This window comes from Acinetobacter sp. YH12076 (assembly GCF_013419525.1).
GTDB lineage: Bacteria > Pseudomonadota > Gammaproteobacteria > Pseudomonadales > Moraxellaceae > Acinetobacter > Acinetobacter amyesii.
Window position 1 is genome coordinate 1 of record NZ_VOZY01000020.1, and the last position, 22,207, is coordinate 22,207.

Genomic DNA, 22,207 nt, shown 5'->3' on the forward strand with positions numbered 1-22,207 from the left:
GACTCATGAGTGCTCGGTTATATGCGGGCCAATTGGTTGTGCGGTAGATTTTGTGTGTAGGCTTCTTCATTTGAAAATTATATCGCTGAAAAAGCCTTTACAGATAGGTTTGTGCAACAAAGCCATTGAAGACTCAAATATTAAATTAATTATAATTGATCCAATAGTTTCTGTAATATCTGGAGATATGCATAAATCAAATGAAGTCCGAAAATCTTTGGCTATATTTGTTGAACTCGCTCAAAAATATAATTGTGCAATTGTCGGTATAACACATTTTTCCAAAAGTAATCTACCTACTGCTTCTCCCGTAGATAAAATTATTGGTTCCCAAGCATTTACTGCGTTTGCAAGAATGGTGTGGATTATTTTAGTAATTAACGGAAAAAAGATTTTAGTTAGAGCAAAAAGTAATATTACAAGATTGAAAGGTGCATTAGTCTATGAAATCGAAGACTTTATAGTTGATATAAATATCAATACAACTCGTGTTAAATGGACTGAATATCTTGAAAGTGATTATGATGAACTTTTGAAATATGACTCGAAAGAAAATGCAATAGAGAAAGATTCTACTATTTCTCGTGCTCGGCTTTTAATCTTAGATTACTTGAGTGAAGAACAAGTAATTGAGTCTAAAAAACTTGAGAAATTTATTATTCATACTAACAAAGTAAGCGAGAGTACATATCGCAGAGCAATTAAACTTTTAAAAAATGAAAGTAAGATTGAATCTATTAAGAAAAAAGAATGGTTTTGGAGATTAATTACTGAATAAGTTGAATGTATTTAATTAAAGTATTGATTTTAAAAGCTTTTAACTTATTCATATATAATGTATGAATAAGTTAAACTATTTAAATATCAAATGGTTACAAAACTTATTCAAGATATTCATGGTTTTTAAGGTGTTATATTACAAAAAATTACATATAATTTTCTATGTATCCGACTTTGTATCATTTTATTCTTTTAAAAATAAATCATTTATTTTTCAGTATTATACAGGATAGTATGGTAACGTGTGGGCCCACCATATAAAACAACCCCTTACGTGCATTAATCGTGAGGGGTTTTTTAATGTTAAAAACTAAATAAAGTCAGTCTAAGCCTTTAAAAGATATGGCAGATAACATATAGATACGTACAAAATTTCAAGCCAACTTGAGTAAGCCACGATTGGTTAATACGAGAAGTGGGTTTCAAAGAAATACATTCAAGAAAAATTTAAAAGCTTAAGTTCTAAATACCCATAAATTAAGTCACGATTTGTTATACTTAAAAGATATTATTTTATTCATTATAAGCAAATGTTTTTTGATTCATGATTTTTAGAGATACTACATATTTCGCATTTTAAAAGCGCAAATATTAAGACTCAACCTGTTCAGGCTTTCTTAAGTCCAAATAAAACTCAATAATTGACCAAATAACAATCAAAGCAAACATAGCAACAGCGAATAACACAGCAGTTAAATAAATCATGCTTGAGTTCTCCGTTAGAAAACGAGTTAAGACCAACAGGTTAAAAGTTTTAACCTACGACAAAAGTCTAATAAGAATTTCTGACGGTGCCTAGCCATATTTAGCAAATTTTTAAGAGTATTTTTATCTATGATGATAGCTTTGCTATATAAAATTTAACCGATTTATTGCTAAAAAATATAAGACTTCAGCCCTCTTTTTTAATCCGATTTGAAATATATGCACAATTCGGATTAAAGCTCACTTAAATGCTCTTGACTCATAGGACAAACAAGCAGAAATTACACCTTTTTAAAATCACTGTATCACCGACTATGTTGAAAAAGTTTATTGGCGAATCTGCATTTAAATTTGCAGGCTGGAAATACCACGTAGAACCTGATGTTTTAGAAAATAAACAAGTGATCGTCGGCTTTGAACACACCTCAATGATGGATGCTGTTCTTTCACTGGCCCTTTGCCAAATTTACGACATTAAAATTCACACGCTGATTAAAAAAGAACTCTTTAAAGGTCCATTTAAACCTGTTCTTGAAGCGATTGGCGGTATTCCTGTAGACCGTAAAGCCAATAAAGACATCGTGACTCAAATGGTTGAGCATTTTAAAGCTAGCGAAAAATTTAATTTAGTCATTGCTCCAGAAGCGACCCGTGCAGTACGTGGTGAAGCACGAAAACCAATTCGTACAGGCTTTTGGTATATTGCTAAAGCAGCAGGTGTGCCGATTGTATTAATGTATGCCAACTCAAAAACCAAACAAGGTGGTATTTTCGGTAAGATTTACCCGACTGAGCTCGATCACGATTTAGCCTTAATCAAGCAGCTCTATAAAGATAAAGTAGGTTTAGACATCGTGATCCCTGAACCTAAAAATAAAGACTAAGCGCCATTCATGTTTTAACGAAATACGTATTTAAAGATATAAATGTCACATGCTCAATGCATTGTGCATTTATATCTTCCTTTTATAAAAAGATCGAACTTACTCTTTCAGCCCGATTCTCATCATAAGAAAAATTACAGTACGGGTGTTTAGACATTTCGCATTATTTTCTCAAATTTGGATATTTTTTTTTCAACTACACATTTCCTGAAATCCAGTACTTTCACACAAAAAAGCCATTATGGTAGAATTTGCTCAATTTGATAGGCATAAGGCCAATCTACAAGGAGCATATTTCGCATGGCGGGTCATTCCAAGTGGGCTAATACTAAGCATCGTAAAGCAAAACAAGATGCAAGCCGCGCTAAAGTATTCACAAAATTTATCCGTGAAATCGTGACAGCTGCACGCTTAGGCGGCGGTGATGTAGCGTCTAACCCACGTTTACGTGCTGTTGTTGAAAAAGCATTAGTTGCAAACATGACACGTGACACCATCAACCGTGCGATCCAACGTGGTGTGGGTGGTGAAGAAAATACCGATCTAAAAGAAGTAACCTACGAAGGATATGGCGTTGGTGGTGTTGCGGTCATCATTGAAACAATGACGGATAACTTGAACCGTACTGTTCCTGACGTTCGTCATTGCTTCTCGAAAACTGATGGTAATTTAGGTACTGCAGGTTCAGTGGCTTATATGTTTACTAAACGTGGTGAGATTACTTTTGAAGATGTTTCTTTAGAAGATCAAATCATGGACATCGCTTTAGAAGCTGGTGCTGAAGATATTGAAGTAGATGAAGATGAAATTCTAGTTATCACCACACCTGAAACTTTCGGTGAGGTTCAGGATGCACTTGCAGCAGCAGGTTTAAAATCTGATAACGCCGAAGTGGTCATGAACCCTTCAACTAAAGCGTTAATTTCAGATATCGAACAAGCGAAAAAAATCATCAAAATGATTGATATGTTTGAAGATCTTGACGACGTTCAAAACGTGTATACCAACGTTGAATTCACCGATGAAGTGATGGCTGAGTTAGAAGCTCTATAGTTCAATCGAGTGAAGTATAAAACGCACCCTTCGGTGCGTTTTTTATTGCCTAGCTTTCAACTGTTTGAGTTTATATATGAGGGCTGCATTTAAACCTTATTTAATAAGCCATTACAGTTAAAAACATTATATTGTTTAATTACAAAGCTCGAATGTAATGCAACTACGTGTTCAATTTTACCAATGCGCTTGAGTAAAATTTCACTATAATTTTCCATATCACGCGCAACGACTTCAACAATAAAATCTGCCGACTGCCCTGTCACTAAAAATGCATTGATGACTTCTGGAATACTTTCAAGTTCTTCTAAAAATTTAGCAAATGTATCGGTATCATGTTTGCTTAAGGACACCTGCAGCAGTACATGCAAACTAAAGCCCAATTTTTGATAATTAATTTCACGTTTTAGACCACTGATAATATTGTGATCAATCAATTGTTTGATCCGACGATGAACTGAACTGACCGATAAATTCACCCGCTCTGACAGTTCATTTAAATTGACATCTTCATGGGTCAAAATTTCTAAAATTTGTTTATCAAAACGGTCTAGTTCCATCAGTCTACTCCAGCCATTTTTGAAAACAGTGCTGATGATCCAGATTCATCAAACACCTGTTGTCATTTTCAATGTTATTTTAAGTTTTAAAATCAGCATTTATGTGCAAGTTTTCTCATGTATAGCATGATTTATTAAAAATAATAAAGCTCATATGCATTATGAACATAATAATTTGCATAAATATCGTGTTTAAATGAATGTTTTTTCATCAAAGTTTAGTTTTTATATTCTAAATGACGTCTTTAGACAACCTACCAATAAAGCTTCTCGATGCATTCCATTGATCTGAATAAATCAATTTCAGATAAAAGAAAAATAAATTTTATTTTATATTTTTCAACTTTTTATTTTTACTTTATTTTTCAATGTGCGCTCTATTTCACATTTTGCTTTTTTCACTTATTTACTAGATTTGGTAATTACATTAAAAAATAGCGGCGGTTCATAAATATACAAAAAAACAAAAACGGAAGAATAAACATGGCAATTAAATCACTGAGTTCACTCAACTCAAAATTAAGTTCTGTACTAAGTCCTTCCCTACAGCTCAGTACAAATAGCAGCACGGTCTGTAACCTACTTAGCCCGCTTAAACCTACAACCAATATCACGGATACGCTGACAGGATTATTGGGTAATTTAGGTGGCACAAAGTCTTTTGATTTTAGCGCACTGACTAAAACGCTTCCGCAAGTGATTAGCACGATTCAAAGTCTTACATCCAATAACGGTTCAAATTCGGATGCACTCAAGACATTGATGACAACTCTGCAACCACTCCTACAAAACTTAGGTAGCAACGCTGGCTCAACAGAGATGAATCAGTTGGTTCAATCTTTACCTACCATTGTCAACAGCTTGCAAAGTTTACTGAGTAGCACCAATAATCAAGGCAATCTTCCTGACAATATCAGCAGCGCTGTAAATGCCATCAAACCACTGCTTGCTATGCTTGGAAGCGCAACTGGGTCAACGGATTCAACGCAAATTATCAATACACTCAGTCAAGTTTTAGAATATGCGCAACCCATTATTCAGATGATTGGGAGCTCGTCTTCTGGAAACATCGACTTTGGGCAAATTGCACAAGGTGCAACGAGTGCCCTCCTACCTTTATTAGCTTCAATCAATAAAGACAACTCAACTATTGATATGGAACAGTTGAGTCATGCTTTACCGACAGTGATTGGAAGTGTGACCAATCTAGTGACCGCCATTTCATCAGCCAACCAAGGCAATATCCCTGAGACCATTTCAGGGGTGATCAAAGGACTTAATCCGCTATTAGATTTACTGGCAAAAAGCGATGTCATCGATACGGATCAGGCTCAAACCGTCAAAGCGATTTATGATGTATTAAATAGCGTGAGCACCATTTTGGATGTGGTCAACAATCCATCCTTACTGACGCTTTCAACTGATTTAAATCAAGTGATTGACTCGTTGAAACCAGTCATTGCTCTGATGGACAGTAATGGTGAAGCGACTCAGTTCCTCGATCAACTGACCATTCCAAATATTGGCGATTTACTCAGCAATCTTGCTCCAGAAAAAATTGATCTGGGTTCTATTACGGATCAGTTCAACCAATTGACTGAAAACCTCACAGGCCAATTACCGAATATTAATGACCTATTGGAAAATTTAGGTTCTGCTCAAGGTGATTTTGATATCTCCACCATCATCCCAAGTATTAAAGATGCGCTAGGAAATATCTTCTACCCTGTTATGCCGCTGAATACTTTACAAGCCGATAGTATCAGTCCAGTGTTGAATATTATGGATATTCAACAACAAAGCTATATTTAAGGATTGAAAGTCTAATAAAAAAAAGTGCGCCATTAGGCGCGCTTTTTTAAAGCAGCATGACACAAAGTTTTCATATAAAGGGGTTATACACCACGCCAATCTACCCGTGCATTCCGTTCTGTTTGGTATATACGTTGCACATATTGACCTAAAGGCAAATCGCTCAAATAGGCTTTGTAAGCTTTAAACTCTTCTGACAAGGTTTCGCCATGCTCTTTTTCCCACGGCGTTCCAACAATCTCTAATATCGGGGCTAACATTGAACACACTGCAATATCAGCCAAACCTAATCGGTCGCCTACAAAATAACGCCCACCTTGTTCGATCAGACGTTGATTTAAATCAACCACAATTTCGTCCAATCGCTCACGTGAAGCCGCAACCTTATCCGTATCTAATTGATAACCTTTAGAAATCAGTGCCTTTATAATGGGCTTGGAATATTTTTCAAACTGACGTAAATAGCCCTTTTCACCAATTAAAATATCAAGTGATTCTTCACTTTCATTTAATACATGTGCCAACCCCCAACGGCGCACATGTTGGCCTAACTCAATGGAGAGTTCATTAATTTCTAAAGCGTCTTCACGCAGTTTGACATCTGGACGGATCAGACTATGTTCGGGGTAGGTCGCATCCAAGTAAAAGGCGATTTGAGTTGAATCTGCAACCCAATGATCTTGATCACGTAAAATCGGTAATTTGTTTTGCCCTGTTTTAAGCTGTGCAAATGCACGATGTACACCCGGCATTAAATTATGAGCCACATAATCCAACTCTTTATGATCGAGTAACCAGCGCGCCTTTTCACAAAAATGTGAGAGTGGAAACTGGTAGAGAGTTCGCATAAATGCTCCAAGTTTTTGTTGTAACTGTAGTTTATAAAACCCAGTAATTTTATAGGGATACTTTAGTCACTGTGTTATTGAAACACAATGTCATTTTTGCACCTATTCTGCATCCGTAGTGCAACTTAAGCTTTATTCAGACGTGAATTCATCTCTATCTCTGCGCGATTCAATAAGATATACATTCTCCTTCCCATATCACCTGACTTTATTATGGCTTTCATGTAAAATCATCCACAATTTTTTTATAATACTTTGTGAGTTATTTCATGGGTTTTAACTGTGGTATTGTCGGCCTGCCGAACGTTGGTAAATCAACGCTTTTCAACGCATTAACCAAAGCTGCGATTGCTGCTGAAAACTTCCCATTCTGTACAATTGAGCCAAATACTGGGATTGTACCTGTACCTGACCCACGTATGGATAAACTTGCTGAAATTGTAAACCCACAACGTGTTGTCCCAACCACGATGGAATTTGTGGATATCGCAGGTCTCGTTGCTGGTGCATCTAAAGGTGAAGGCCTTGGTAACCAATTCTTAGCTAACATTCGTGAAACGGATGCTATTGCACATGTTGTACGTTGTTTTGAAGACGAGAATGTCATTCACGTAAATGGCAAAATTGATCCACTTGACGATATCGCAACAATCAACACTGAACTTGCACTTGCTGACTTAGAAGCTGTTTCTAAAGCAATTACACGTCTAGCAAAATCTGCAAAAGGTGGCGATAAAGAAGCGATTGCGACCAAAGCGGTTTTAGACAAAATTTTACCTTTACTGGATGAAGGTAAACCTGCGCGTGCAGCTGACCTTGATGAAGATGAACGTAAATTGGTGCGTGGTTATGGCTTCTTAACCCTTAAACCAACCATGTATATTGCCAACGTTGCAGAAGATGGTTTCGAAAATAACCCTCACTTAGAAGCAGTACAAAAATTAGCTGCTGAAGAAAATGCGATTGTGGTTCCACTTTGCAACCAAATCGAAGCAGAAATTTCATTACTTGAAGACGAAGACCGTGCGGAATTCCTTGAAGCTTTAGGCATGGAAGAACCTGGTCTAAACGTAGTTATTCGTGCAGGTTATGGCTTACTCGGCCTTCAAACATACTTCACAGCGGGTGTACAAGAAGTTCGTGCTTGGACAGTGAAAATTGGTGCAACTGCACCTCAAGCTGCTGGTGTGATTCACACTGACTTCGAAAAAGGCTTTATTCGTGCTGAATGTGTTGCCTACAACGACTTCGTTCAATACAACGGTGAAGCTGGCGCTAAAGAAGCGGGTAAATGGCGTTTAGAAGGTAAAACATACATCGTTCAAGATGGCGATGTTTTACACTTCCGTTTTAACGTATAAGACAGTACCCATAAAAAGCCAGCAATTTGCTGGCTTTTTTAATTTTAGGCAAAAGCCCAAGCCAAAAAATAAGCATATTTAAAAACTTAAAACCTGCTTAAAAACAAAATTATATCGACACGAATACTTGATTTAATTGCCAAGTGGCCACAGTGCAACAACTTAACTCTCGAATATTCTGCTATAAATTTACTCATAGGCACTAATGCCTATTTTCATAGAACAATAGCAATGAAAAAAATCAGCACAATTCTAACAGCAGGTATCTTTACAATGCTTAGTGCAACTGCGTTTGCATGTCCACAAGGCACCACACTTACAGGTGGCACAGGTGCAAACCATAAAGGTGGTACTTGTGTTTCCATTGCAAAAGATGCAAAACATCAGGAACGTACTGCTACACATGCAGCAAAAGTTGCGCAGCATGATGCAAAAGTCGCTCGACACGATGCAAAACAAGCCAGCCAATTGGCTCAGAGTAAAGTGAAACATAATCAAAAATTAGCAAAACATGATGCAGCTCAAGCACAGCATCTTGCAACACAAGCAAAATCAGAAGCTAAAACTTCAGCCCATGCTGCCAAAGCTGCAAATACTGACGCAAAAGCAAAAATCGCTGCACAAAAGGTGGCAGCGGAACAACATAAAGTTGCTGTGAAATCCTAAACAGTTGAGAATTAACACATCGTAAAAAAAAAGCCGGAATTATCCGGCTTTTTTATTCAAATCATTTATGGGTGAGCAATATGTAATGCTTTTGCATCCATCTCTGCACGCTGTCTTCTTGCTTCTGTCAACATGCGTTGTTCAAGCTCTTTACGAAAGCCGAGTAGAAACACAAACTCTGCTAGGACAAATAAAGGCCCTATTGCCAAGCCAATAACATCATCCATAAACGCAGGCTTTTTCTTTTCATAATAATGACCGATAAATTGGATGATCCAACCCACAACAAAGATCCCCACACTCCAGATCAACCATGACATAAGGCTCATTTTTGCGATCATTAAGGCTAAGGGATATGTGACGGCAAACACCAAAAGCATGATCAAACCGAAAATTTTATCTAAACTCAGGTAATAAATGACACTGGCAATAATCAACAACAATGCAAGAGTCAGTTCAAAACCCGAAATCATTAGCCCTGCTCGTGCGGTTAGACACATAATTGAAAACACAATAAGCGGAATACCCACAAAATGCGTCAGCACATTTTTTCGATTTAAATGATATGCTGCATATTGGCTCAGCAGTCTTTCAAGTTTGCTCATTAACTTACTCCTTGTTCATTCACTCATTTCACTATATAAAAAATGCATCAATAAAGTTGTCATCTAATAGACAAGTTGGACCATAAAATAAGGATATGCTGTGCTGGACGCTCAATATGTGCATCAACTCAATAAAAATGTGTGGTATTCAGGCTTAAATATTTCCTTCCAAGACTTTATCTGCCGCCATGCCCTGACCTTAACTTTCGAAAAAGACGCACGTGTTTTTTTATCAGGACAGCGTTTTAATGGTATGTATGCAGTCTTAGAAGGCGCAGTTCGCTTAGGCTATTTTGATATTCATGGCAAAGAAGCGATTGCCGCCATTGCTGAGCCGATTATGTGGTTTGGCGAAATATCCTTGGTTGACCAATTACCACGCTCTCACGATGCCATCTGTACCAAAAAGTCCACCTTATTACACTTGCCGGCTCAAGCAATTCAGCAATTATTACAACAACACCCTGAGTTTTGGTTTCATATTGCCCAGCTCACCAGTCAAAAGCTTCGCTATGCCTTTATGGAACTCATTGCCTTACAAACGCAAAGTTTAAGTCAACGTCTCGCACAGCGTCTGCTGTTTATTTTAAATGGATATGGGAATCATTTGGAAATTGAACAACACACCATATACATCTCACAGGAACAACTCGCGCAACTGATGAATTGCTCAAGACAATCAGTCAATCAGGAGCTTCAGCAGTTGGAAAAAATGCAGGTGCTTCGTGTTGCGTTTAAACAAATTGAAATTTTAGATCTAGCGCAGTTACATCAGATTGCTCATGCACTTCCTGTGCATGATGTCTGACATTTGTGATTTAAATAAGTGCATTTAATTGCACCAGAATGATTCTTTATAGTTATTTTGCTTTTATTTGTGGCACTTCGCTTTATCGAGTTTTGATCACGACAATAATTGGCAAACATTTACACTGTCAAAACCATTTGTACATGCTGCAACTTCTTGAGTTGATGCTTCTGATTTATCTTCAGTCGCTGCTTGTACATTGACTGCTGTAGTCAAAACAGCCAAAACCGATAACATCATTAATGTTTTTTTCATCTTAATCACCTTTTCAACGTCTTTAATTTAATTTACATACTTCATCTTTTACGCAGTTATTTTTACACATTTTATCAAATAATGATAATTTTAATTTTTTATCACATTATCTATGCTTTGTATTATTAATATTTTAAAGATATTAATTAAAGAAAAAGACAGACGACTAGCGTTCTAAAATGGAGTATTTTTTATCAATGAATCTTTATAAAAAATAATTATGTACTTAATAATCAATGCTTTTTGTCTATTTAACTTCAGAAAACAACCATGCAATTTGGAATTTAGCTCAATACTACGGCAGCGCACTGATTTAATTTTTTATATGAAATAGCGATGATTTTAGGAGAATTTTCCAATCCTCTATTATAGATTTATTCTTGTTTTTTGATATTTTCCAAAAAAAAGCAGTGAAAATTCACTGCTTTGATCGGGTTAAATGCCTACTTTTTTCGGATCGGTATTTCCGAGTTCAGGGTTTTCAATCGCACCTTTGCATTGATTTTTATCACGCTCATAATCTGCTTGCTTTTGTGCAACAGTCGAACTCTGATCAATACTTTCACGTGCCCAAATTTCCAGACTTGTTAAAGCTTTACGACACAGTGCATATTTACCTTCAGTCACAGAATCGGTCATTTTGACATTGATACGCCATTCGGTACTCAATTTACGTGCTGGAACACGGACTTTCTCTTCCATCTGATCGACTTGCTTTGCATAAACAATCGGATCGGCTTCATTGATAAACGCCCAAGCTTTGGCAGCATACTCCGTTGCATCATTGGTTAATTTGGGTGCTGCTTTAATTTCGACTTGAGCTTGTTCAGCTCCATCATTACCACAGGCCTGCAACAACACCGTGCTGCTCAATAATGAAACAATCAGTATCCCACGCATCTTTAACCTCTGCATATCCAGCTCATTTCAGCAAACATATTCGGCAATATGCTAGTGAATTCGCGTACAATACTCAATCATCATTTGACCTGTTGTTCAACTCTTTCAAAGGTGTGTCGTGTCTGAGCACAAACTTCCTACAGTTCAGCCTGCGGGTTTTTGGCAAGGTGCTAAAGATAGTCAAGCCATTATCTTTACCTATCTTCCTGTTTCTTTTGCATTTGGGGTTTCTGCGACTCAATTTGGTTTCACTGCGTGGGAAGCCTTATTTTTATCATGCTCTATGTATGCAGGTGCCAGTCAGTTTCTCGTCGTTGCGTTACTGGGAAGTGGAACATCCATTTGGATGACTGCACTCACTGTGATTGCTCTCGATATACGCCATTTGCTCTACGGTCCTGCTTTACAAAACCTGATTCAAGACCGACTCAATTTAAAGAAAACGGCAGTTTGGGCTTGGGGTTTAACCGACGAAGTTTTTGCATCAGGTATGATCAAACTGTCGCAACGTCGTCAAGAATGGTCAGAATCTTGGATGTTAGGACTCAGCTTATTTAGTTGGCTGTCTTGGGCAACAGGCTCATTTTTAGGCGGTTTATTTGCCGATCAAGTCAGCAACCTTCCACAATTTTTACAAGCCGCACTCGACTTCCTACTGCCTGCATTGTTTTTAAGCTTTTTACTCGCAGCATTTGAGAAAAAACATACATTTGTGGTCACGGTTACAATTATTGTTTCTGCGATTGCTTGTTACTTTATCGACTTGTCTGCTGCGATTTTTATCGGTATTTCTTCTGGTATTTTTGCCGGTTTATTCAAACATTATGTCTTAAAAAAACCTGATCCTGAACATATGGGTGAAGCATCATGAATCTAGAAATTATCTTGGTTGGGATCTTGGTCGGGATTGCAAATTTTGCATCACGGTTTGGGCCATTTTTTGTAATTCAGAAATTTCAGCAAGGTTCACAGCAGCGTGGTTCTTTATGGCTCAAAATCGCTTTGGGCTCGATTGGCATTGCCGCAATTAGTTCAATGTTGGTGGTTGCAACCTTACCACCTCTGCTTGAGACACCAAATAAAAGCTTTGCCATGTTGGTTGGTTTTGCTGTGCTTGCAGGCTTGTATTTCAAGTTTAAAAAAATTGTCCCTGCTACACTGACTGCGGCACTGACTTACGGCTTAGTTTATACCTATATACCTTTTCACCTCTAAAGCTAAGTCAGCGACAATCCAAATCTCCCTCAAGCACAAGCTTCTTCAGCCTGTGCCTTTTAATTAGCAATATTTATGAGATAGTCAACGCATAACATAAAAAATCTAGCGAAAACCAATAGATGGCAAAGTACCATTTTATTCAAGGCAAAATTTATATTCATTCTATACAACCATCTAAATTGAGTTGGGGACTGTATAGGCCCATCGAAAGCGTATATTTTCAATGCTTCATTCAAAGCTAGCTGTTCAGTGGTAATTTCTGCGCTGTACATTGCCAACCTGCAGATCTGATCCGCGCCATTTATATAGAGAAAAATCAGCAACAAAAGATTGTGGGCTTATATAACTGCACACAGCAGATTCTGCACTTAAATCCACGTCGTCTGATGTTTTCACACATATCGATGCCTCGTCTGTTCAGCAATTTTCTGCAGCTGATCGGCTTCTTATTGATTTTTCTATTGTGCATTTTCAGCCTCAGTTCATGGCTCAATTCATCATTTCACCTTCTATCGGTGGCTGCAGACGCACTCTATTTCACTGCCATTGTAATTGGCTTAATATTGATTTTATGTATATGCGCCGTACCACTGCTCGGATTACTGTACTGGCCCAACTTCCGTCAAACATCTGTGCAGCTCCGTGCGCTTCAATGTGCGAATTTGGATATTAAGCCATTCCCTGCATCTGTAAAAAATGCAGGCATATTTAAAGTGAATTTAAATAAAAACAACTAAATACCACTTTTTAAAGGTTTTCACAGATAAATAATTACACGAACGCTTACCCATAAAGATATAAAAAAAATTGTTGGACAATATCATTTATTTATGTGAACACTCGCTTATCTCTCGAACAAGTTCTGCTATGCTTAAATTCCCATAAAATCAAGCATGGATGATTTACATGAGCGTCACTATTGGTACTCCACTTCAGTCTTCAGCGTATAAAGTCTTACTGTTAGGTTCTGGTGAACTCGGTAAAGAAGTTGTGATTTCATTGCAACGTTTGGGTGTAGAAGTTCATGCTGCCGATCGTTATGACCATGCTCCTGCCATGCAAGTTGCACATTTTTCTCATACTTTAAATATGGCAGATCCTCAGGCACTTAAAGCTTTAATTGCTCAAGTTAAGCCTCATTTGATTGTCCCTGAAATTGAAGCCATTGCGACTCAAGTTTTGGTCGAGATTGAAGAACAAAATATTGCCACTGTCATTCCTTCTGCAAAAGCTGTCAACCTGACGATGAACCGTGAAGGGATTCGCCGTCTAGCTGCCGAAGAGCTTGGACTACCGACTTCAGCCTACCGATTTGCCAACACACTTGAAGCGTTCCGTGCTGCATGCGATGACATTGGCTATCCAAACTTTGTTAAGCCTGTCATGTCGTCTTCGGGTAAAGGACAGTCACGTGTAAAAAGCTTTGATGAAGTCGATGCTGCTTGGGAATATGCACAAACAGGTGGGCGTGTAAATCAAGGTACAGTGATCGTGGAATCACAAATTGACTTTGACTTTGAAATCACCCTGCTAACTGTTCGTGCTAAAAATGCAGAAACAGGTGAAATTGAAACATCATTTTGCGACCCAATTGGCCACCGCCAAGATGCTGGCGACTATGTAGAAAGTTGGCAGCCACAACTCATGACTGCTCTTGCATTAGAAGAAGCCAAACGTATTGCCAATAAAGTAACCATTGCATTAGGTGGATGTGGCATTTTTGGCGTGGAACTATTTGTCAAAGGCGATAAAGTATGGTTTAGTGAGGTATCACCTCGTCCACACGATACAGGCCTTGTCACTCTTGCATCGCAATTCCAAAGCGAATTCGAACTGCATGCACGTGCCATTCTTGGTCTGCCTGTGAATACTGCTCGACACAGTACTGCTGCAAGCGCAGTCATCTATGCAGGCTTGGATGATACCAATTTATCATTTACTGGCTTAAATCTTGCTTTGGCTAATCCGGACACCGATTTACGCCTCTTTGGTAAACCAGAAGGCTTTAAACGTCGCCGTATGGGCGTAGCAACAGCACGTGCTGAAACCACAGATCACGCGCGTGAACTTGCTCAACATGCTGCACAACAAGTCAGTGTTCAACAAAACTAAGTTTGTAACACCTTAACGGACCACTGTTCATGATCAATACGCTTCCTCTGCTGAATTACATTAAAAGTAACCACGACATTCAGGCGATTAACCAATGGCGCTCAGATGTTGAAAATCAGCTACAGGAATGTTTTGAAAATGGACAGTCGATTCGTGATGTGATTTTGGCTCGATCAAACCTGATCGATGAAGCTTTAAAGTTCTTATGGACACATGCTGAACTCGACCAAACCGATCTCGGTTTGTTTGCCGTCGGCGGCTATGGTCGCCGTGAAATGCTGCCTTACTCCGACGTCGATATCATGATTTTGTCTGAAGATGAAATCAGCCCAGAACAAGAAAAACTCATCTCGAGCTTTATTTCAACACTTTGGGATGTTGGTAATTTCAAGCCGGGCATCAGTGTGCGTACCATTAATGATTGTGTTGCTCAAGCTACCAATGATTTAACCGTGGCAACAGCTCTGATCGAAGCACGTTTGATTGTGGGCAATGAACACCTAGCCAAATGGCCACGCCGTATCGTGTCACAGACATGGACGGATAAAACATTCTATGATGCCAAAATGCAAGAGCAAGCCAAACGCTATGCACAACATAACAATACCGAAAGCAACTTAGAACCCGATATTAAAAATGCGCCCGGCGGTATCCGTGATATCAACCAAATCGGCTGGATTGCTAAGCGTCATTTCCGTGTCAATCGCATCTATGACCTTGTACATTTAGGTTTTATTTCAGAGTTTGAACTGGGTGTTCTTGAAGAAACAGAAAGCTTTCTTTGGGAAATCCGTCATCATTTACATCGCTTAACCAAGCGCGACGAAAACCGATTATTGTTTGATTATCAACGTGACATTGCTGCTAAATTTGGCTATCAGCGCGAAGAAGGTAAATCACCGAATTATCCAATCGAACAGTTCATGAAACGTTACTATCGTAGCGCTCAGCAAGTGACGACGTTAAATGAAATGCTCTTGGCTTATTTTAATGAATCTGTCATTACGCCACGCTTACCTGACTATGAACGTAAAATTGAAGAGATCAATGCTAACTTCAAATTAGTAGATGGCAAATTGGCAGTACAGCATCATAAAATTTTCTCTGAAAATCCAAGTGCTATTCTAGAAATTTTCTACCTCTTGGCGAATCGTCCAGAAATTGAAGGGATTCGTGCCCGTACTTTACGTCTATTGTCACTTGCAGCAAAACGTATTGATCAAAACTTCCGTGACAATCCTGCACATCAAGCCTTATTTATGGCGATCATTCGCTCACCCTACCGCTTATACGACACCATGGTGGCGATGAAACGTTATGGTGTGCTCGGCAACTATATTCCTGCCTTTGGGCAAATCATGGGACTCATGCAATACGACTTGTTCCATATTTATACTGTCGATGCCCATACCCTATTACTACTACGTAATTTAAACCGTTTTAAAGAGCCTGAATTTGCTAAGGACTTCCCTGTCGTTAGCTCCGTATTCCAACGACTGGCGCGCCGTGACATTGTTTATTTAGCGGCAATTTTCCATGATATCGCCAAGGGTCGCGGCGGTGACCACAGTGAACTTGGTGCAGCAGATGCAATTGAATTCTGCCGTACCCATGGGTTTACTGAACGTGAATGCAACCTTGTCGCATGGTTGATTCAAAACCATCTCCTAATGTCCGTCACTTCTCAGAAAAAAGATATTTCCGATCCAGATGTGGTGAAAGAATTTGCTGAGAAAATGGGGGATATGGAGCATCTCGACTATCTCTACACCTTGACAGTTGCTGATATCAATGCAACCAATCCGACACTTTGGAATACATGGCGTGCATCCCTCATGCGCCAACTGTATACACAAGCGCGTGATGTGATTCGTTCTGGTTTGGGTCGTCCTGTAGATTATCCAATGCTGATCGAAGACACTAAATTTGCGGCCAGTGAACTATTAGTCAACGATTTTTCGCTCTACGATGTAGAAACTGTTTGGCAAGAACTCGGTGATGAATATTTCCTAAAAGAATCTGCCGATGAAATCGCATGGCATACGCGCGCCATTTTAAAACATGGCAATAATGCAGAACCTTTGGTGATGATGCGAGCACATCGTAAATTTGCACAAGATGCAGTACAGATCTTTATTTACACTCAAGATCAACCTAACTTGTTTGCAACCACAGTGGCTATTTTGGACAGAATGAATCTAGATGTTCAGGATGCTCGAATTATCACTGCATCCACTGCATTTAGTTTGGACACTTATGTTGTACTTGACCGTTTTGGCACCTTATTAACAGATCCTGAACGTGAGCAAACCGTTATTGAAGCGCTTAAAAAAGCCTTGAGCCAATCAGACAAGTACCCAGGCCTGATGCAACGTCGCATTCCACGTCAACTGCGTCATTTTGATATTGAAAATACCGTGAGTATTTCTTTTAATGAAGCGCTTCAACAAAATATGGTTGAAATTGCGACACTTGACCATCCGGGCTTACTTGCTAAAGTCGGTGGTTTATTTATGATGCAAGGCCTAGATATTCACTCTGCGAAAATTGCGACGCTCGGTGAACGTGCTGAAGATATTTTCTATGTCACTAAAAAAGATGGCTCACCTATGAGTGATTCAGAAGCGGAAACGTTTGCTGCACAATTAAAGTCAGCACTCGATGAAGCTTCGAATCAGGTTTGTAGTCATCATTAACTTAAATTGATCGGTATCCATTCCATGAACTCCAGTTTGTCATTATTACACCCTTATCCATTTGAAAAGCTAAATAAGCTATTTCAGGATGTGAAACCCGCAGATTTGCCTTTGATTCCCCTATCGATTGGTGAGCCAAAGCATCCTGCACCGGAGTTTGTGAAACAGGCCATTATTGATAATTTTCAGCACTTATCCACTTACCCAAACAGTAAAGGTTTACCTGAGCTCCGCACAAGTATTGCAAATTGGTTAACCCGTCGCTTTAAACTCAATAGCATCAGTGCAGATACCAACGTCCTGCCTGTGTCAGGCACGCGTGAAGCGATTTTTTCTTTTGTGCAAGCTTTGGTTAAACGTGAAGATGCCCCTTATGTGGTGATGCCAAATCCGTTCTACCAAATCTATGAAGGTGCGACTTTACTTGCGGGTGCAGAACCTTACTTCATCAACTGTACAGAAGAAAATAACTACCTTGGCGACTTTGACGCTGTGCCAGCTGAAGTTTGGGAAAAAACCGCTTTATTGTTTATCTGCACACCGGGTAATCCTACAGGTGCCGTACTCTCTAAAGAACAGTTTAAAAAACTGATAGCACTATCTGACCAATATAATTTTGTGATTGCATCTGATGAATGCTACTCAGAACTTTGGTTTGATGAAGCACCTATTGGTCTGCTTGAAGTCTGTGCTGAATTGGGCCGTGATGACTATAAAAACTGCGTGGTATTCCACTCATTGTCTAAGCGCTCTAACTTACCGGGTATGCGTTCTGGCTTTGTGGCAGGTGACGAGGCACTTTTAAAACCTTATTTACAATACCGTACTTATCATGGCGCTGCGATGCCTGTTCAACACCAGTTGGCTTCAATTGCAGCTTGGAATGACGAAGCACACGTCGAAGAAAACCGCGTACAGTACCGTGCAAAATTCGAATTATTCCAACGCGAATTGGGTCACTTACTACCATTACAAAAACCTGATGCAGGGTTCTACTATTGGTTAAAAGTGGATAATGATGAAACTTTTGCCAAAATGCTTATGGAAAAAGCACACGTTAAAGTGCTTCCAGGCCGTTATTTATCGCGTGATACGGCACAAGGTAATCCGGGTGAAAACCATGTCCGCTTAGCTCTGGTTGCTGATATTGCCCAATGTGAAGAAGTGATTCGTCGCTTAAAAGCAGTACTTTAATTGATTTAAAGTGTTTTGCTTAAAACAAAAAATGCCCCAGATTTGGGGCATTTCTATTTGAGTCATTTCTTAACACGTATTCAAAGCTAATCATCTAGCAATAATTACTTATAAACAATTATTGAGAAATCATTGAAAACCATTAGAAATCAAATGTACCACCCAATTTAAATGTTCGAGGTTCGCTCAGTGTTTAACGCTGTATGAAAAATAAATATGGTCATAACGGGTTGTTGTAAAGCGAATAGATAAACAGACATCCGAAAGGTTTTAGTTACTTGCAAAGTAATATCTTTCATTATTCATTAGATCCACCAGTAATAACAGATCGTTTATGGAACTTAAGACTTGCCTCTTGCTAGCGCTTATTGAGGTGGATGAACAGTAAATTCATGTTCAACAGTATAACTGAGATTTTTATCGACCATCGGAATAGGTTCAAGTCGTGCAACTAATAAGGATTTTTGTACTTTTTGATCAAAGTTTTTAGAGCCCGAACTTGCAATGAGTTTTGAGCTACCAATATAGCCTGTTGCAGCAATCACAGTGAGCTGTAGTTTGACAGGTTGCTTATATGTTTTTATCTCAGACGCAGACAGCACATATTGCGGTGCATTAACCCAAGAGACTTCATACATTTTCGGTTTTACATGTGGATCAATTACATCGGCAACACGCGTAGGTTGGTATTCTTCTATAGGTGTTTTTAATAATTGCAATAATGCGTTAATACGAGCATCTGTCGTACGGTCTAGATTGCTTACTACAACAGAAGTGTCCACAGACTCAGATATAGTCAGATTATTATCCGCCCATGCCTTACTCAAATATACGAGTAAAAAAAACGTTAAAACACAAATTCGACGTTTAACCATCTGCTTAAACAATGTTATGACCTTCAAATAAAGAGACTTCAGTATAAAACATCCAAAAAATAAAGACGCTTCCGCGCCTTTATATCAACCTCAGTTCCGCCAATAATTCACTTCATTTTGACTGAGCCAAAGCTTTTTCAATATCTTCATTCAATGTTTCAGGCTTGGTCGTGGGTGCATAGCGGTTTAAGACCTGACCATTTTTTCCAATTAAAAACTTCGTAAAATTCCACTTAATGCCATTTCCCAATACGCCTTTCGAGTTATTGGTTAAATAACGGAAAATCACATGCGCTTCAGGGCCTTTTACATTCACTTTGGCAAACATCGGGAAAGATACGCCATAGTTTTTTTGACAAAACTCGCCAATTTGATCATTCGAACCCGGATCTTGTCCGCCAAATTGGTTGCATGGAAAACCTAAAACCTCAAAACCTTGATCTTTATATTGTTCGTAAATTTTCTCCAAACCAGCAAATTGAGGAGTAAACCCACATTTACTAGCGGTATTTACAATTAATAAAACCTTGCCTTCATAATCTGCAAAGGATTTATTACTTCCGTCCAGTAATTCTGCTTCAAACTGGTGAATGGTGGTCATGGATAAGTTTCCTCATCATTTTTTTGTTTTGTTTCTAATTCTAAGGATGCCGAATTAATACAATAACGTAATCCAGTCGGCTGTGGGCCATCAGTAAAAACATGACCTAAATGTGCGTCACAATGATGACAAACAATTTCTGTTCTGACCATACCGTGTGTCGTATCTACATTTTCTTCTACTGCAGCAGGTTCAATCGGCTTATAAAAGCTCGGCCAACCACAACCGCTATCGTATTTTGTTTCAGAAGAAAAAAGCGGTTCCCCGCAACATCGACATACATACGTGCCAGCTTGTTTCGTATTCCAATATTTTCCAGTGAAAGCTTGCTCCGTGCCTTTCTGACGCGTTATGCGAAACTCTTCTGGCGACAATTCTCTTTGCCATTCTCTTTCTGTTTTATTGAGTTTTCCCATGATGACGTCCCTTTATATCGTGGTATTTAAAATAGGATAATCCTATATTTACGTCATTCAATCTTAAATTTCTAGTCTTTATTCAACAATTTACAAAATCTATATAATGACCCAAAAAGCAAAAAGTAAGCAAATATAAAATCGTGGTGAGCAAAATACAAAATTAAATGCTTTTTTGTGAGCACCTTTAGTGATAATCTTAGCGCTACTCTTGCTCAGGATTAAAAAATGTCGCAGAAAAAGAGCGTAATTTTTAAAAATCTGCTGCCCGTGATCAAACAATATCAACAGGCAGGGTTTACGCATGAAAAAATAGTTGCTTTACTCAGAGACGAACATCATCTCGATTTAGTAACGACCGAGACATTTAAAAGCTATTTATACCGTTATGCAAAAGTGACCTCCACTCTTTCCGAGAATATAAAAATGCCGAATACGTTTAACACCCCACGCGAAATTAAGAAATCGTCTAAGCTCGAGCATGTTTGCTACGACATTCGCGGACCTGTGTTACGAGCGGCCAATGAGATGGAAGAGGCTGGCCATAAAATTATTAAATTAAATATTGGTAACCCTGCTCCTTTTGGTTTTGAAGCACCTCAAGAAATTATTAACGACGTGGCACTCAACCTGCCTAATGCAATTGGTTATACCGACTCAAAAGGCATCTTCCCTGCGCGTAAAGCGATTTGTCAGTATTATCAACAAAAAGGCATCTTAAACATGCACGTCAATGACGTGTATGTCGGAAATGGCGTATCTGAACTGATTGTGATGGCAATGCAAGGCTTGCTCGACGATGGCGATGAAATGCTAGTGCCTATGCCGGATTATCCGCTTTGGACAGCGGCAGTTAACCTTTCTGGCGGTACTGCTATTCACTATAAATGTGATGAAGAAAATTTCTGGTATCCAGATATTGCCGACATGGAAAGTAAAATCACTCCGAATACTCGCGGTATCGTGGTGATTAACCCGAACAACCCAACAGGTGCAGTTTACCCACGTCATGTGCTCGAGCAAATTGTGGCTCTTGCGAAGAAATACGACTTAATTTTGTTTGCTGACGAAATTTACGACAAAATCGTTTACGACGGTATTGAACATGTCTCTGTTGCGTCATTGGCAGGCGATCAGCTCTGTATTTCTTTCAATGGCTTATCTAAAGCGTATCGAATTGCCGGTTACCGTTCAGGCTGGATGGCAATTACAGGCGATAAATCACGCGCGCTAGATTACATTGAAGGTTTAGACATGTTGGCGTCGATGCGTCTGTGTGCCAACCACCAAGCGCAATATGCGATTCAAACAGCCTTGGGCGGTTATCAATCGATTAATGATCTCATCCGTCCGGGCGGTCGTTTATATGAACAACGCAACATTGCTTGGGAAATGTTGAATGATATTCCGGGTGTATCTTGTGTGAAACCAGAGGGTGCTATGTACTGCTTCCCTAAATTGGATCCTGAAATTTACCCAATCCAAGACGATGAGAAATTCATGTTAGATTTCCTCCGTGCTGAAAAAGTGCTTTTGGTTCAAGGTACAGGTTTTAACTGGCCGACACCTGATCATTTCCGTGTGGTGTTCTTGCCTGCTGAAAATGAACTACGTGAAGCACTCACTCGTTTAGGTCGTTTCTTGGCGAAAATGCGTTAATTCATAAGTGCTTTAAAAATAAAAAACCGTACGCCCTGTACGGTTTTTTATTACTGTATCTTTAAATTTGATTTCTTACTGTACGCACACCACAGCTATCTTTTTGAATAGTTAAGTTTTTAAGAATTAATTTTTAGCTTAGACCTTAGTCAAAACTTTAAGATCTGTTGATTTTTCTATAGCCTATTCATGTTATTTT

21 protein-coding genes are annotated in these 22,207 nt (G+C 38.8%); 13 read left to right on the top strand and 8 right to left on the bottom strand.

What is annotated here, in order from left to right:
• The first annotated feature begins 52 nt into the window (after positions 1 to 52).
• The 3 genes from FTU22_RS14975 (at position 53) to FTU22_RS14985 (ending at position 3,422) form a co-directional block, all read left to right on the top strand.
• Positions 53 to 778, top strand: coding sequence for an AAA family ATPase (locus FTU22_RS14975; RefSeq protein ID WP_373886275.1), 726 nt, complete (start codon positions 53 to 55; stop codon positions 776 to 778).
• A 1,021-nt stretch (positions 779 to 1,799) separates the two neighbouring features.
• A complete protein-coding gene (locus FTU22_RS14980; protein WP_180095262.1) occupies positions 1,800 to 2,369 on the top strand; it encodes a 1-acyl-sn-glycerol-3-phosphate acyltransferase in 570 nt (189 codons plus the stop codon).
• A gap of 300 nt (positions 2,370 to 2,669) precedes the next feature.
• Positions 2,670 to 3,422: a YebC/PmpR family DNA-binding transcriptional regulator gene (locus FTU22_RS14985; protein ID WP_078194353.1), complete on the top strand. Its 753-nt coding sequence runs from the start codon at positions 2,670 to 2,672 to the stop codon at positions 3,420 to 3,422.
• A gap of 89 nt (positions 3,423 to 3,511) precedes the next feature.
• Here FTU22_RS14985 and FTU22_RS14990 read toward each other — a convergent pair whose 3' ends face one another.
• Positions 3,512 to 3,982 (bottom strand): Lrp/AsnC family transcriptional regulator, encoded by a 471-nt coding sequence (locus FTU22_RS14990; protein WP_067763303.1) that lies wholly within the window; start codon positions 3,980 to 3,982, stop codon positions 3,512 to 3,514.
• A gap of 483 nt (positions 3,983 to 4,465) precedes the next feature.
• Between FTU22_RS14990 and FTU22_RS14995 the strand changes: the two genes are divergently transcribed.
• Positions 4,466 to 5,794, top strand: a complete 1,329-nt coding sequence (locus FTU22_RS14995; protein WP_180095265.1) for a hypothetical protein — start codon at positions 4,466 to 4,468, stop codon at positions 5,792 to 5,794.
• Positions 5,795 to 5,877: 83 nt separating this feature from the next.
• Here the strand turns inward: FTU22_RS14995 and FTU22_RS15000 are convergent, their stop codons facing one another.
• Entirely contained in the window at positions 5,878 to 6,642 is a 765-nt protein-coding gene (locus tag FTU22_RS15000) for a glutathione S-transferase family protein (RefSeq protein ID WP_180095268.1), read from the bottom strand.
• Positions 6,643 to 6,911: 269 nt separating this feature from the next.
• On the opposite strand from FTU22_RS15000, the gene ychF reads away from it, so the two are divergent.
• On the top strand, positions 6,912 to 8,003 hold the full coding sequence (gene ychF, locus FTU22_RS15005) for a redox-regulated ATPase YchF (protein WP_078189045.1): 1,092 nt from the start codon (positions 6,912 to 6,914) through the stop codon (positions 8,001 to 8,003).
• Positions 8,004 to 8,276: 273 nt separating this feature from the next.
• Positions 8,277 to 8,669 (top strand): hypothetical protein, encoded by a 393-nt coding sequence (locus FTU22_RS15010; protein ID WP_180095257.1) that lies wholly within the window; start codon positions 8,277 to 8,279, stop codon positions 8,667 to 8,669.
• A 65-nt stretch (positions 8,670 to 8,734) separates the two neighbouring features.
• Here FTU22_RS15010 and FTU22_RS15015 read toward each other — a convergent pair whose 3' ends face one another.
• Positions 8,735 to 9,274 (bottom strand): DUF962 domain-containing protein, encoded by a 540-nt coding sequence (locus FTU22_RS15015; protein ID WP_180023942.1) that lies wholly within the window; start codon positions 9,272 to 9,274, stop codon positions 8,735 to 8,737.
• Between the two features lie 100 nt (positions 9,275 to 9,374).
• Here FTU22_RS15015 and FTU22_RS15020 point away from each other — a divergent pair, with 100 nt between their 5' ends.
• Positions 9,375 to 10,082, top strand: a complete 708-nt coding sequence (locus FTU22_RS15020) for a Crp/Fnr family transcriptional regulator (protein ID WP_180095271.1) — start codon at positions 9,375 to 9,377, stop codon at positions 10,080 to 10,082.
• Positions 10,083 to 10,178: 96 nt separating this feature from the next.
• On the opposite strand, the gene FTU22_RS15025 is transcribed toward FTU22_RS15020, so the two are convergent.
• Positions 10,179 to 10,337 carry a hypothetical protein gene (locus tag FTU22_RS15025; protein WP_180133541.1) on the bottom strand — a complete coding sequence of 53 codons (159 nt, stop codon included), beginning with the start codon at positions 10,335 to 10,337 and terminating at the stop codon, positions 10,179 to 10,181.
• Positions 10,338 to 10,772: 435 nt separating this feature from the next.
• Positions 10,773 to 11,252 (bottom strand): hypothetical protein, encoded by a 480-nt coding sequence (locus FTU22_RS15030; protein ID WP_078194361.1) that lies wholly within the window; start codon positions 11,250 to 11,252, stop codon positions 10,773 to 10,775.
• Positions 11,253 to 11,355: 103 nt separating this feature from the next.
• On the opposite strand from FTU22_RS15030, the gene FTU22_RS15035 reads away from it, so the two are divergent.
• From FTU22_RS15035 to dapC, 5 genes are all read left to right on the top strand, one after another.
• Complete coding sequence (locus FTU22_RS15035) at positions 11,356 to 12,108, top strand: AzlC family ABC transporter permease (RefSeq protein WP_078194362.1); 753 nt, start codon at positions 11,356 to 11,358, stop codon at positions 12,106 to 12,108.
• Positions 12,105 to 12,452: an L-valine transporter subunit YgaH gene (gene ygaH / locus FTU22_RS15040; RefSeq protein ID WP_078189050.1), complete on the top strand. Its 348-nt coding sequence runs from the start codon at positions 12,105 to 12,107 to the stop codon at positions 12,450 to 12,452. Before FTU22_RS15035 ends, ygaH begins: the two co-directional genes overlap by 4 nt.
• A gap of 900 nt (positions 12,453 to 13,352) precedes the next feature.
• On the top strand, positions 13,353 to 14,567 hold the full coding sequence (purT, locus tag FTU22_RS15045) for a formate-dependent phosphoribosylglycinamide formyltransferase (RefSeq protein ID WP_180095272.1): 1,215 nt from the start codon (positions 13,353 to 13,355) through the stop codon (positions 14,565 to 14,567).
• Between the two features lie 29 nt (positions 14,568 to 14,596).
• Positions 14,597 to 17,263, top strand: coding sequence for a [protein-PII] uridylyltransferase (gene glnD / locus FTU22_RS15050; protein ID WP_180095275.1), 2,667 nt, complete (start codon positions 14,597 to 14,599; stop codon positions 17,261 to 17,263).
• Between the two features lie 24 nt (positions 17,264 to 17,287).
• Positions 17,288 to 18,457, top strand: a complete 1,170-nt coding sequence (gene dapC / locus FTU22_RS15055; RefSeq protein ID WP_180095278.1) for a succinyldiaminopimelate transaminase — start codon at positions 17,288 to 17,290, stop codon at positions 18,455 to 18,457.
• Positions 18,458 to 18,822: 365 nt separating this feature from the next.
• Here dapC and FTU22_RS15060 read toward each other — a convergent pair whose 3' ends face one another.
• The 3 genes from FTU22_RS15060 to msrB form a co-directional block, all read right to left on the bottom strand.
• Positions 18,823 to 19,239, bottom strand: a complete 417-nt coding sequence (locus tag FTU22_RS15060) for an energy transducer TonB (RefSeq protein WP_180095281.1) — start codon at positions 19,237 to 19,239, stop codon at positions 18,823 to 18,825.
• A gap of 205 nt (positions 19,240 to 19,444) precedes the next feature.
• Positions 19,445 to 19,933: a glutathione peroxidase gene (locus FTU22_RS15065; RefSeq protein WP_180095284.1), complete on the bottom strand. Its 489-nt coding sequence runs from the start codon at positions 19,931 to 19,933 to the stop codon at positions 19,445 to 19,447.
• Entirely contained in the window at positions 19,930 to 20,349 is a 420-nt protein-coding gene (gene msrB, locus FTU22_RS15070; RefSeq protein ID WP_111885906.1) for a peptide-methionine (R)-S-oxide reductase MsrB, read from the bottom strand. The genes FTU22_RS15065 and msrB overlap by 4 nt, the downstream gene beginning before the upstream one ends.
• 228 nt (positions 20,350 to 20,577) lie before the next feature.
• Here msrB and FTU22_RS15075 point away from each other — a divergent pair, with 228 nt between their 5' ends.
• Entirely contained in the window at positions 20,578 to 22,008 is a 1,431-nt protein-coding gene (locus tag FTU22_RS15075; RefSeq protein ID WP_078189059.1) for a pyridoxal phosphate-dependent aminotransferase, read from the top strand.
• Positions 22,009 to 22,207 lie beyond the last annotated feature (199 nt).

Coding starts and splice junctions, on each gene's coding strand:
- msrB (WP_111885906.1), bottom strand. CDS start 20,349: ATGGGAAAACTCAATAAAACAGAAAGAGAATGGCAAAGAGAATTGTCG.
- FTU22_RS14980 (WP_180095262.1), top strand. CDS start 1,800: ATGTTGAAAAAGTTTATTGGCGAATCTGCATTTAAATTTGCAGGCTGG.
- FTU22_RS15030 (WP_078194361.1), bottom strand. CDS start 11,252: ATGCAGAGGTTAAAGATGCGTGGGATACTGATTGTTTCATTATTGAGC.
- FTU22_RS14990 (WP_067763303.1), bottom strand. CDS start 3,982: ATGGAACTAGACCGTTTTGATAAACAAATTTTAGAAATTTTGACCCAT.
- FTU22_RS15025 (WP_180133541.1), bottom strand. CDS start 10,337: ATGAAAAAAACATTAATGATGTTATCGGTTTTGGCTGTTTTGACTACA.
- FTU22_RS15010 (WP_180095257.1), top strand. CDS start 8,277: ATGCTTAGTGCAACTGCGTTTGCATGTCCACAAGGCACCACACTTACA.
- FTU22_RS15075 (WP_078189059.1), top strand. CDS start 20,578: ATGTCGCAGAAAAAGAGCGTAATTTTTAAAAATCTGCTGCCCGTGATC.
- FTU22_RS14995 (WP_180095265.1), top strand. CDS start 4,466: ATGGCAATTAAATCACTGAGTTCACTCAACTCAAAATTAAGTTCTGTA.
- dapC (WP_180095278.1), top strand. CDS start 17,288: ATGAACTCCAGTTTGTCATTATTACACCCTTATCCATTTGAAAAGCTA.
- FTU22_RS15065 (WP_180095284.1), bottom strand. CDS start 19,933: ATGACCACCATTCACCAGTTTGAAGCAGAATTACTGGACGGAAGTAAT.
- glnD (WP_180095275.1), top strand. CDS start 14,597: ATGATCAATACGCTTCCTCTGCTGAATTACATTAAAAGTAACCACGAC.
- FTU22_RS14985 (WP_078194353.1), top strand. CDS start 2,670: ATGGCGGGTCATTCCAAGTGGGCTAATACTAAGCATCGTAAAGCAAAA.
- ychF (WP_078189045.1), top strand. CDS start 6,912: ATGGGTTTTAACTGTGGTATTGTCGGCCTGCCGAACGTTGGTAAATCA.
- FTU22_RS15015 (WP_180023942.1), bottom strand. CDS start 9,274: ATGAGCAAACTTGAAAGACTGCTGAGCCAATATGCAGCATATCATTTA.
- purT (WP_180095272.1), top strand. CDS start 13,353: ATGATTTACATGAGCGTCACTATTGGTACTCCACTTCAGTCTTCAGCG.
- FTU22_RS15000 (WP_180095268.1), bottom strand. CDS start 6,642: ATGCGAACTCTCTACCAGTTTCCACTCTCACATTTTTGTGAAAAGGCG.
- ygaH (WP_078189050.1), top strand. CDS start 12,105: ATGAATCTAGAAATTATCTTGGTTGGGATCTTGGTCGGGATTGCAAAT.